Consider the following 12,721-nt stretch of genomic DNA (forward strand, 5'->3'; position numbering starts at 1 on the left):
GTTAGCTTCCACCGCATGTCGTTCTTTCCTCCCAGCGTTGCGGCGCGTTCCCGACGCGCTTTAGCCAGGACGACAGCGGATGCATTGCTCGCCACGACACATCGCGGCATGGGTGCGGATACTGATACTCGTGCCTATTGGCGTTGCCCTGCCGGCCTCGGTATTGGCGGTATGCACGACGACTGGCAACCTGACCACGTGCAGCGGCACGACAAACCTCGGAACCACGCCGATCGGGAACGGCTCCGCGGGCCCGGATAACAGAACGGTCACGGTCACGGCGAACGGTTCGCTGATCGCGGGCGATGCCAGCGCGGTGAGCCTGCGCGACGGCGCAATTGTCACGCTGGAGGACAACGCCTTCGTTACCAGTGCCGGCCGTACGGGCACGGGGCTATGGGGCGCCGGCAAGAACACCATCGAATTCCGCTCCAATGGGGTGCTCACGGTCGGCAATGGCGCATCCGTGACCGCGACCGGCACGAGTACGAATGCCGAAGCCGTCAACCTGATCGGCTCGGGTAATACGGTCATCAACCACGGCACCATTTCCGCGATCAACTCGGCTGCCATCTGGTTTGAAGATACCGTCATCGGCGCCGCGAACACCATCGACAACTACGGCATCGTCCGCACGGGCAACGGGTCCGACCAGAGCATCATCTCCAACGTCATCGGCAGCCAGCGCAACGGCGACGTTCACTTCACCAACCGGACCGGCGCGGTGGTCTACGGCGGACTGTCGTTCGCCAACGGCAACGACGTGCTCACGCTGTTCCCCTCCTCCGTGGTCACCGGCGGGTTCAATGGCGGCGGCGGCACGAATACCCTCACGCTCACCGGCGAAGCGGGATCGAGCGACACATTGAGCGGCAATATCAGCAACTTCCAGACATTGACCAAGACGGGTCTCGGCACATGGACCCTGCAGGGCTCGGTGGGCAGCAACAGCGGCAATACGGCCCTGTCGGTGCTGGTGCAGCAGGGCACGCTGGCACTGACCGGGGACAACACCAATTTCAACGGCTCGGTGCTGGTGGATGCCGCCGGCATACTGGAAGCGCGCGCGCAAAGCCTGCCACCCAGCGTGACCGACAACGGCTTGGTACGCTTCGTCCAGCCGGACAACGGCACCTATGCCGGCGTGATCGGCGGCAGCGGCTCGGTGGCGAAAACGGGCGCGGGCGTGCTGACGCTCTCCGGCGCCAACAGCTACCAGGCGGGCACCCTGATCCAGGGCGGCACCGTCGCCATCGGCGCGGACAACCGGCTCGGAGCGGTCGCCGGCGCGGTGACGCTCGATGGCGGCGCGCTGGAACTCACCTCCAGTTTCGACCTGTCCGCATCGCGCACGATCACCGTGACGGCCAACAACGGCACGATCCAGGCCGATGCGGGCGTATCCAGCACCGTCGGCCAGGTGATCACCGGCGCCGGCGCACTGACCAAGGCGGGTGCGGGACTGCTGGTACTCGCGAATGACAACAGCTACGCCGGAGGCGCCACCACCATCAGCGGCGGCACGCTGCAGCTGGGCAACGGCGGCACCACCGGCAGCATCGTCGGCAACGTGGCCAACAACGGCGCCCTCGCCTTCAACCGCTCGGACACCATGACGTTCGGCGGCACCATCTCCGGCACGGGCTCCGTCGTGCAGGCCGGCACCGGCGTCACCACCCTCACTGGCAACAACACCTACACCGGCACCACCACGGTCGCCGGCGGCTGGCTCTACGTCGACGGCAACCAGGGCGCGGCCACCGGCGCCACCACCGTGGCCAGCGGCGCGCGGCTCGCCGGCAACGGCATCGTCGGCGGCAGCGTGACCATTGCCGACGGCGCCACCCTCGCTCCCGGCGCCGTGCCGCAGACCCCGGGCACGCTGACCATCAACGGCGACCTCAACCTGAACCCCACCTCCAACCTGTTCTACAACATGGTCCAGGCCAACGTGGCCGGCGGCCAGCGCAACGACCTGGCCGTGGTCGGCGGCAATCTCGTGCTCGATGGCGTCATCAACGTGGTGGACCAGGGCCAGACCCTCGGGCCGGGGGTCTACCGCATCATCGACTACGGCGGCACGCTGACCAACAACGGCCTGACGATCGGCTCCTACATGACCGCGCCGGCCTCGCCGCAGGAAACCCCGACCGTCGTCGCCCCGCTGACGAACTTCAGCGTCCAGACCTCGATCGCCGGGCAGGTCAACCTGATCAACACCAGCGGGCTGACGCTCAACTACTGGGACGGCGACCTCGGCCCCAAGAACAACGGCGTCATCAACGGCGGCTCAGGCACCTGGCGCGTGGCCGGGCCGGCCTCGACCTTCAACTGGACGAACCCGGACGGCACGATCAACGCGCCGTGGGCCAACGGAGAGTTCGCCATCTTCATGGCCACGCCCGGCACCGTGACGGTCAACAGCGACCAGGGGGCGGTCGTCAGCCGGGGCATGCAGTTCGCCAGCGACGGGTACACGGTGAACGGCGACCCGATCACGCTGCAGAATCCCGCCGAGGGCAACGTCACTTATATCCGCGTCGGCGACGGCACCTCGGCCAGCACGTCGATGACCGCGACGATCGATGCCAACCTCACCGGCACCGCGGCGCTGATCAAGGAAGACCTCGGCACCCTGGTGCTCAACGGGACCAACAGCTACACCAGCGGCACCGGCGTGTTCGGCGGCACCCTGCAGATCTCCAGGGACGAGAACCTGGGGCAGGCGGCGGGGGCCGTGGCCATCGTCAACGGCTCGACGCTGCGCACCACCGGCACCTTCGCCACCAACCGCCTGATCATCGTCGGCAGCAACGGCGACGGCCCCAGCAGCGGCACCATCGAGACCGCGGCCGGCACCACGCTGACCCTCGACGGCGCGATCCAGCAAGATCCCTCGACTCCGATTCCGGCAGCGCTGCAGAAGGCTGGCACCGGCACGCTGGTCCTGACCAGCAACAACAATACCTACAGCGGCGGCACCACCATCGCCGCCGGCACGCTGCAACTCGGCAACGGTGGCACCACCGGCAGCATCCTCGGCAACGTGACCGACAACGGCACGCTGGCGTTCAACCGCTCCGATACCGTGACCTTCGGCGGCATCGTCTCCGGCAGCGGCACGCTCAGCCAGATCGGCACCGGCACCACGGTGCTGACCAGCGACAACACCTACGCGGGCGGCACCGCCATCACCGCCGGCACATTGCAGTTGGGCAATGGCGGCACCACCGGTGGCATCGTCGGCAACGTGGCCAACGACGGCGCCCTCGCTTTCAACCGCTCGGATACCATGACCTTCGGCGGCACCATCTCCGGCACGGGCTCCGTCGTGCAGGCCGGCACCGGCGTCACCGCCCTCACCGGCAACAACACCTACACCGGCACCACCACGGTCGCCGGCGGCTGGCTCTACGTCGACGGCAACCAGGGCGCGGCCACCGGCGCCACTACCGTGGCCAGCGGCGCGCGGCTCGCCGGCAACGGCATCGTCGGCGGCAGCGTGACCATTGCCGACGGCGCCACCCTCGCTCCCGGCGCCGTGCCGCAGACCCCCGGCACGCTGACCATCAACGGCAACCTCAACCTGAACCCCACCTCCAACCTGTTCTACAACATGGTCCAGGCCAACGTGGCCGGCGGCCAGCGCAACGACCTGACCGTGGTCGGCGGCAATCTCGTGCTCGATGGCGTCATCAACGTGGTGGACCAGGGCCAGACCCTCGGGCCGGGCGTCTACCGCATCATCGACTACAGCGGCACGCTGACCAACAACGGCCTGACGATCGGCTCCTACATGACGGCGCCGGCCACGCCACAGGACACGCCGACCGTCGTCGCCCCGCTGACGAACTTCAGCGTCCAGACCTCGATCGCCGGACAGGTCAACCTGATCAACACCAGCGGGCTGACGCTCAACTACTGGGACGGCGACCTCGGCCCCAAGAACAACGGCGTCATCAACGGCGGCTCAGGCACCTGGCGCGTGGCCGGGCCGGCCTCGACCTTCAACTGGACGAACCCGGACGGTACGATCAACGCCCCGTGGGCCAACGGAGAGTTCGCCATCTTCATGGCCACGCCCGGCACCGTGACGGTCAACAGCGACCAGGGGGCGGTCGTCAGCCGGGGCATGCAGTTCGCCAGCGACGGGTACACGGTGAACGGCGACCCGATCACGCTGCAGAATCCCGCCGAGGGCAACGTCACTTATATCCGCGTCGGCGACGGCACCTCGGCCAGCACGTCGATGACCGCGACGATCGATGCCAACCTCACCGGCACCGCGGCGCTGATCAAGGAAGACCTCGGCACCCTGGTGCTCAACGGGACCAACAGCTACACCAGCGGCACCGGCGTGTTCGGCGGCACCCTGCAGATCTCCAGGGACGAGAACCTGGGGCAGGCGGCGGGGGCCGTGGCCATCGTCAACGGCTCGACGCTGCGCACCACCGGCACCTTCGCCACCAACCGCCTGATCATCGTCGGCAGCAACGGCGACGGCCCCAGCAGCGGCACCATCGAGACCGCGGCCGGCACCACGCTGACCCTCGACGGCGCGATCCAGCAAGATCCCTCGACTCCGATTCCGGCAGCGCTGCAGAAGGCTGGCACCGGCACGCTGGTCCTGACCAGCAACAACAATACCTACAGCGGCGGCACCACCATCGCCGCCGGCACGCTGCAACTCGGCAACGGTGGCACCACCGGCAGCATCCTCGGCAACGTGACCGACAACGGCACGCTGGCGTTCAACCGCTCCGATACCGTGACCTTCGGCGGCATCGTCTCCGGCAGCGGCACGCTCAGCCAGATCGGCACCGGCACCACGGTGCTGACCAGCGACAACACCTACGCGGGCGGCACCGCCATCACCGCCGGCACATTGCAGTTGGGCAATGGCGGCACCACCGGTGGCATCGTCGGCAACGTGGCCAACGACGGCGCCCTCGCTTTCAACCGCTCGGATACCATGACCTTCGGCGGCGTCGTCTCCGGCGGCGGCGTGGTCAACCAGATCGGCGCCGGCACAACAATGCTGACCAACACCAACATCTACACGGGCGGCACCACCATCAGCGCCGGCACATTGCAGCTCGGCAACGGTGGCACCACCGGCAGCATCGTCGGCAACGTGGCCAACGGCGGCGTCCTCGCCTTCAACCGCTCGGACACCATGACGTTCGACGGCATCGTCTCGGGCGCCGGCGTGGTCAACCAGACCGGCACCGGCACCACGGTGCTGACCAACACCAACACCTACACCGGCGGCACCACGATTAGCGCCGGCGCGCTGCAACTGGGGGCCGGCGCGGGTGCCGGCGGTGCCACCGGCAGCATCGTCGGCGACGTCAACAACAACGGCATGCTGATCTTCAACCGCTCGAACGACCTGACCTTCGGCGGGCGGATCCTCGGCAGCGGCTCCGTGGTCCAGCAGGGCGCGGGCACGACCGTCCTCACCGGCGGCAGCACCTACAGCGGCGGCACCACGATCAGCGCGGGCACGCTGCAGCTCGGCAACGGCGGCAACGCCGGCAGCATCGTGGGCAACATCGTCAACAACGCCACGCTCGCCGTCGAGCACAGCGACGTGCTGCCCATCGTCGGCAACATCTCGGGAACCGGCAACATCATCCAGCGCGGCACCGGCGCGACCGTGCTGCTCGGCACCAACAGCTATAGCGGCCCGACCGACATCCTGAGCGGCGGGCTCTACGTCGACGGCAACCAGGCGGCCGCGACCGGGCTGACCACGGCAGCCGCCGGCAGCACGCTGGGCGGCTCGGGCATCATCGGCGGCAATGTCGACATCGCGAGTGGCGGCGCCCTCGCGCCCGGCCAGGTCGGGATCGCGCCGGGCACGCTGACCGTCAACGGGAACCTCAGCCTCACCGGCGGTTCGACGCTGACCTACGGCTTCGGCCAGGCCAACGTGGTCGGCGGGCCGCTCAACGACCTGACGGTGGTCCAGGGCAACCTGACGCTCGCCGGCACGATGAACGTGGAGACCACCGAGGGCGGCAGCTTCGATCCGGGCATCTATCGCGTCATCAGCTACGCGGGCACGCTGGCCAACAACGGCCTGGCCATCGGCACCATCCCGTCGCCCAATTTCTTCGTGCAGACCACGGTCAACCATCAAGTCAACCTTGTCAACACCGCGGGCATGCTGTTCAACTACTGGGATGGCACCGCGGGCCCGAAGGACAACAGCCTGATCGACGGCGGCGACGGCATCTGGCAGAACGCGACCGGCAACAACAACTGGACCAACGAGCTGGCCGTGCCCAATGCGGCCTTCGCCGACCGGGCCTTCGCCATCTTCATGGCGGCCCCGGGCACGGTCACGGTGGACGGAAGCCTCGGGCCGGTCACGGCCAGCGGCATGCAGTTCGCCAGCAACGGCTACGTCGTGCGAGGCGACCCGATCACGCTGGTCGACTCCGCCGCCACGCCCGGGGAATCGATCATCCGCGTCGGCGACGGCTCCGGGCCGAGCGCAAGTTATGTCGCCACCATCGAGTCGGTCCTGGCGGGCGCCACCACCCTGGTCAAGAGCGACATCGGCACGCTCGTGCTGACCGCCGCCAATACCTATACCGGCGGCACCGCGATCCGCGGCGGCGTGCTGCAGGTGGGCGCCGACAACAACCTGGGCGCGGCGGGCACACCGCTGAACCTCGATGGCGGCACCCTGCGCACGACATCGTCCTTCACGTCGATGCGCGCCGCGACACTGGGCGAGAGAGGCGGCACCTTCGAATCGCTGGCCGGCACGACCCTGACGCTGGGCAGCGCGGCAAGCGGCGCCGGCACGCTCACCAAAACCGGCGCGGGCGCGCTGATCTTCACCGCCGACAATACCTACACCGGCAATACCATCGTCTCCGCCGGCACGCTGCAGATCGGCAATGGCGGCACGACGGGCAACGTCGCCGGCAACGTGATCAACGACAGCGTGCTCGCGTTCAACCGCGCCGACATCGCCACAATCCGCGGCAACATCTGGGGCTCGGGCGCCGTGAACCAGATCGGCAGCGGCATCACCGTGCTGTCCGGCGACAACACCTATACCGGCGACACCACGGTGGCCGGCGGCACGCTGCGCGCCGGCGCTGTGGGCAGCTTCAGCGCCGGCTCGCGCTTCAACGTGGCGGCGGGCACCACGCTGGATCTCAGTGGATTCAGCCAGACCATCGCCGGCCTCGCGAACGGCGGCATGGTGCGGCTTGGCGGCGCGCCGGGAACCACGTTGCGCGTCGTCGGCAACTATGTGGGCAACGGCGGCCTGCTCGCGCTCAACACCTATCTCGGCGCCGACAACTCGCCGAGCGACCGGCTTGTCATCGACGGCGACGGCGACGGCGGCGGCACGGCGACGGCGGCCACGCCCGCGAGCGCGGGCGGCAATGCTGCGGTGCGCGTGCCGGCTGCGGTCGCGGGCGGCAGCACGGCGATGCTCGTATCCAACGTCGGCGGCCCCGGCGCCAGGACGACCGGCGACGGCATCCTGCTGGTCGATGCCGTCAACGGCGCCACCACGGCGCCCGCCGCCTTCGTGATGGGCGGTCCGCTGCTGGCCGGCCCCTACGAGTATTCGCTGTTTCGCGGCGGCGCCAGCGGCGCTTCGTCCGACAGCTGGTTCCTGCGCTCCACCCTTAACTGCGCGGCGGCGCCAGGCTCGCCAGAATGCCAGAGCACCGGCGGCCCGCCGCCGGCGCCCCCCAATTACCGGGCCGAAACATCGCTCTATACCGCCATTCCGTCACTCGCGCTGACCTATGGCAACGCCCTGCTCGACACGCTGCACGAACGCATGGGCGGGCAGATCGCGCCGCAGCCCGATGATCCCCACAACCTCCGGCGCGCGCCGATCCCGCTCGGCTGGGGCCGCTTCATCGGCCTGGGCGGCTCCAAGGACGGCGGACGGCTGGGCATCTACGGCAGCGATGGGCCCGACTACGACTACCGCATGTTCGCCGTGCAGGCCGGCATGGACGTCTACCGGAAGCGCCGGCCCGACAACAGCTCGGACAACGCGGGGGTGTACTTCGCGACGGGCCAGGTCAACAGCGACGTGATGCATTTCGATGGCTCGCGAGCCGGCTCCGATCGCATCGACGGCGTCACGCTGGGCGGCTACTGGACCCACTTCGGGCCGAGCGGCTGGTACGTCGACGGCGTCCTGCAGGGCACGCGCTACGACACCAGCGCATCCGGCCGGCTGCCCGCCACCACGCGGGCGCGCGGCAACGGCGTGGCGGCCTCGCTCGAAGGCGGCTACCCGGTCCCGCTCGCCAATGGCCTGGTGGTGGAGCCGCAGGCGCAGCTGACCTATCAGGCCGTGTTCCTCGACGATACGCGTGACCAGGCGGCCTCGATCCGCTTCAACAACGAACGCAGCATGGTGGGCCGGCTCGGCGTACGCGTATCGCGGACGTGGAACGTGGACCAAGGCGCCGCGCGCGAGATGCCGCCGCGCAGGACGACGGCGTGGGTGCGCGTCAGCGTCATCAACGAATTCCTTGGGCGGCCGGAAACGCTGTTCTCGTCCGCCGACGGTTACGTGGCGTTCCGCTCGGACACCCGCGGCGCGGGCGCCAAGCTCGACGTCGGCGTCGATGCGCAGATCACGCGCGACACTTCTTTCTACGGCAGCGTGCAGGGCGTAGTCGGCGGCGACGGGCATGCCGTGGGCGGGCAAATCGGCGTGAAGGTCAAGTTCTAGGCAAGCATGAGCCATCCCCCTCGATGGCTCGCCAACACAAGGAGCGATGCACGTGGTTTTCACCTTATTCCGGCGTTCGTCCGTCGCCGCCATGATCTCCGCCAGCCTGGGGGGCTCGGTTGCCATGGCCGCGGACGCGTCCCTTCCCGGCGGAGCGAGCTCGCTGCGCGAGTCCTATGGCGACTGGCTGGTGAACTGCGCAGTCACCGGACAAGGCAGCCAGGCCCGCAAGGCGTGCGCGATGCAGCAGGAGCAGAAGGACGCCAAGTCCGGTCAGCGCGTGGTGGCAATGGAACTGCGGACGTCGCCGGGCAGCAACGTGGCCACCTTCATCCTGCCCTTCGGCCTGGACCTTGCCGCCGGCGCGACGCTGCAGATCGACGACGGGGCGAAAGGACAGGTTCTTCCGTTCCGGACCTGCCTGCCGGCCGGCTGCGTCGTATCGTCGAACATTGAGCCGAGGATGCTGGCATCGCTGCGCAACGCCACTTCGCTGAAAATCTACGCCAAGGCCGACGGTGGCAGGGACATGATGTTTCCACTCTCGCTAAGCGGGTTCGGCAGCGCCTACGACAGAACCGTGTCGCTTGCGAAGTGAGACCACCTCGCCTCGGCCGCCGTGCCGGTTTCCGGCAACGTCCGTCGGAAACTCTCCACGCTGCCGCCAGAGCGCGCGTGCCGCGCAGCCGGCCGCCCACGAAGATCGGGGCTGTCAGGCCAGCCGCTGGATCTCGTGACGGCTGAGGCAGGTCAGTTGGTATTCGACGGCCGCCATGTGCGCGGTGGCGGCCAGCGGCTTGTTTTGCCAGGTGATCGGCTTGAGCGTGGGGACATCCGGCCGGCCGAGCCGCCAATTGCGGGGCAGGCCCGGTTCGATCGCGAGCGCGGTACCGATTCCCGCCATGGCGATGCCGCTGTCGATCACTTTCTGCGCTACCTCGCGCCGCCGGATGCCGCCGGTGACCATGAGGGGCATCTGCGCCACCACGGCGATTCCGCGGGCGAATTCGAGGAAGTACGCTTCGCGCGCCAAGGTGTGCTCATCCCGGCCAGCGCCCACCATCGAGATACGGTTTCAGGAAAAACAATGTTCCCGGCGTTCATGCGCCATCGACATCCACCGGACGCACGACCACCGCCATGCGCTCCGCAAGGTCGCCGATGCGCGAGCGATAATCCTGGAAATGGCCGGTGGCACGGTGCGAATCGATCGCCGCTTCGTCCTGGTACAACTCGTCGAGAACGAACTGGCGCGGGTTCTCGATGTCGCGCCACAAGTCGTAACGCAGGTTGCCAGACTCCGCGCGCGATGGCGCGGTCAGCCCGCGCAGCAACGTTTCGAGTTCCACTTCCCGCCCTTCCTTCGCGGTAAGCACGGCAACGACCTTGAGGGGTGAGTTCACTTGCCATCTCCTTAGAAGAGTTGCGCCGATATCCGAAGAAACTAGCAGACGGGTTGCCGGATGTCCTGTTAATCGCCGGAAGGGCGGTGACCGACCAGCTGCTCTCACGCTTTCGCGACAATTCACTTGGCGGTTCCGGCACCGCATCCGAAGGTTCCATAGCGCGCCTTTCCCCACGCATGCGCTCAGTCCTCGGACACCACGCCCTCCGTGCGCCCCGGAATTAACCCGGATTTACCTCGCTTAACCGCACGTCCGTACGCCGTCCGGTAGAACAAAGCCCAGGCACCCACAAGTTGGCCGCCGTCTCCTTCCTGACACATGAAGCCAATCCCGGGAGGTTCCAGCATGAGCGACGTCTTTGTTTTTGGGCCGTACTGTCTATTCCCGCAGGCACGCATCCTGCAACGGGACGGTGCGAACGTCATGCTGGGAAGCCGCGCATTCGACATGCTCGCGGCAATGGTCAAGCGCGCTGGCCAGGTACTCTCCCAGCGCGATCTCATGGAGATCGCCTGGCCCAATCTGGTGGTCGAGGACTCCAATGTCCGCGTGCAAATGGCCAGCCTGCGGCGCAAGCTCGGCTGCGGTAACGATAGCGTGCGCTATATCGCTAGTATCGCCGGGCGCGGCTATTGTTTCGTCGCACCAGTGCAATGCGGCGATTCGGCGGTGACACTGCCTGCGGCCAGCAATACGCACGCGCTTCCCCCGCCCCCGCCTCCGCTGGCACATGCACTCGGGCGGGCCGAGCAGATCGCGCAGTTGTCCGACGCGCTGCGGAGCCGCCGCTTCGTGACCGTGGTTGGCTCGGGCGGTGTCGGAAAGACCACGCTTGCCCTGCTGGTCGCTCACCAGCTGCACGAGTTCACCGCCGCGACCTGTTTCGTCGACCTGGGTCCGGTGGAGCGCGGCGCGCTCGTCGTCGACGCGGTCGCTGCCGCGCTTGGCATCGAGGCAGAACGCGAGGTTCGCCTCGATGCCTTGCTCGCCGTGGTGGGGGAGCGGCGGATGCTCGTCATTCTCGACAATTGCGAGCATCTGATCGATACCGTGGCGGATCTCGTCGAGCGGCTGACCGAGCACGCCCCGTATCTTTCACTGCTGGTCACGAGCCGCGAGGCCCTGCGCGTGCATGGCGAATCGGTCTACCTGCTGCCTCCGCTCGGCTCGCCGCCGCATACCGGACGCCTGACCGCGCGGCAAGCAATGACCTGGCCCGCGGTGCAACTTTTCATGGAACGCGCGGCAGAAGGCGGCCATCACGCGCCGCTGAGCAATGAGCAGGCTTCCGTGGTGGCCGCCATCTGCCGGCGTCTCGATGGCAATCCGCTGATGATCGAGCTGGTCGCCAGCCGCGTCGGCCGCTACGGCATTCAGGGCGTGGCGGACCTGCTTGGCAACCAGCTCGCGCTGCGCTGGCGCGGCAGGCGCGACGCCGCGCCGCGGCACCGGACGGTGGAGGCGACGCTCGACTGGAGCTGTACCCTGCTGCGGGCGCGCGACCGGCGGGTGCTGCACCGGCTAGCCATCTTCACCGGTGAGTTCTCGCTCGATGCGGGCATCGCGGTCGCCGCGGAAGACATCTGCCCGGCCGAGGTCGCCGAAGCGATCGGCGACCTGATCGACAAGTCGCTCATCGCGGTCAACACGACCGACGGCAAGACCAAGCTGCGATTGCTCGATACGATGCGAACCTATGCCACGATGAAACTCGGCACGCGGGCCGGTGCGGCAATCGCGCCTGAGCGTATTCCGGCCATTCACGACGTTTAATGCCAGAGCAGGCACCGCGCACTACCATGGCGACGCCGGTCGCGATGGCGGCCTTCCACCGATCGGCCCGGCAAGGGAAACCAACATGAACGAAGTTCGCGCCAGCCTCATCGGGCGCGCAGGGTTCCCCGCCACGCCGGCGGTGGAACCGCGGCCGTGAACCTGCCTGCGCTTTTCCAGCCCACCCGCATCGGCAGCCTCGGTCTGGCGAATCGCATCGTGATCGCGCCGATGTGCCAGTACGCGGCCGACCAGGGTTGCATGAACGATTCCGCGCGCTCCATCAGTTCCTATCTCCGCTTTCGAACCAGCGCACAGATCACTATGGCGGCACGCTCGACAACCGCATGCGCCTACCGCTAGAAGTGCTCGACACAGTTCGCGACGCGGTGCCCGCCGGGCAACCGATCTATCTTTGCGTGCCCGGCACCGATCGGATCAAGGGCGGTTGGGACGTCGAGCAGACGCATGCCTTCGTGCAACGGCTGATGGCACACGGATGCGACGTCGATACCCCGGGGCGTTCGGGGGGGCAATATCAGGGGCGTTCTCCGAGGCCCATCAGACACCGATCGCGCTGTCGTCCGACAATTGATAGCCGCTGTCGTCCTTGGGCGGCAGCGTATTCTGGCCACGCTCCCGCCGGGTACCCGTGGTGTCGACGCGCGATTTCCATCGTCCGCCCGGCCAATCCCTGTCCACCTGACACAGTTTGATTACTGTCCGGGCGCGCGCGGAATTTACCAAGTCAGCGAATTTTCATAAACTCACTTAATTCCATTCCCGGACGTGACCTGCATCGGGGACGGGA

General features: G+C 67.7%; 5 protein-coding genes and 1 pseudogene. 4 read left to right on the top strand and 2 right to left on the bottom strand.

The genetic code is table 11. From position 1 onward, the window contains the following. Positions 1-130: 130 nt before the first annotated feature. Together ACKI2N_RS30620 and ACKI2N_RS30625 are read left to right on the top strand one after the other, a co-directional pair. The gene (locus tag ACKI2N_RS30620) at positions 131-8,731 is read left to right on the top strand and encodes an autotransporter-associated beta strand repeat-containing protein (protein ID WP_426990870.1); all 8,601 of its coding nucleotides are present in this window, start codon (positions 131-133) and stop codon (positions 8,729-8,731) included. A gap of 52 nt (positions 8,732-8,783) precedes the next feature. After that, positions 8,784-9,329 carry an invasion associated locus B family protein gene (locus ACKI2N_RS30625; protein WP_420992276.1) on the top strand — a complete coding sequence of 182 codons (546 nt, stop codon included), beginning with the start codon at positions 8,784-8,786 and terminating at the stop codon, positions 9,327-9,329. 141 nt (positions 9,330-9,470) lie between these two features. Here ACKI2N_RS30625 and ACKI2N_RS30630 read toward each other — a convergent pair. Together ACKI2N_RS30630 and ACKI2N_RS30635 are read right to left on the bottom strand one after the other, a co-directional pair. Next, positions 9,471-9,797, bottom strand: a pseudogene (locus tag ACKI2N_RS30630) (2,4-dienoyl-CoA reductase); the annotation flags it as partial. A gap of 34 nt (positions 9,798-9,831) precedes the next feature. Next, the gene (locus ACKI2N_RS30635) at positions 9,832-10,134 is read right to left on the bottom strand and encodes a putative quinol monooxygenase (protein WP_420992274.1); all 303 of its coding nucleotides are present in this window, start codon (positions 10,132-10,134) and stop codon (positions 9,832-9,834) included. Between the two features lie 348 nt (positions 10,135-10,482). On the opposite strand from ACKI2N_RS30635, the gene ACKI2N_RS30640 reads away from it, so the two are divergent. Continuing rightward, positions 10,483-11,910 (top strand): ATP-binding protein, encoded by a 1,428-nt coding sequence (locus tag ACKI2N_RS30640; protein ID WP_420992272.1) that lies wholly within the window; start codon positions 10,483-10,485, stop codon positions 11,908-11,910. Between the two features lie 233 nt (positions 11,911-12,143). Next, on the top strand, positions 12,144-12,626 hold the full coding sequence (locus tag ACKI2N_RS30645) for a hypothetical protein (protein ID WP_420992271.1): 483 nt from the start codon (positions 12,144-12,146) through the stop codon (positions 12,624-12,626). Positions 12,627-12,721: the final 95 nt, after the last annotated feature.

The organism is Cupriavidus sp. 30B13 (assembly GCF_049059565.2).
Taxonomy (GTDB): Bacteria; Pseudomonadota; Gammaproteobacteria; order Burkholderiales; family Burkholderiaceae; genus Cupriavidus.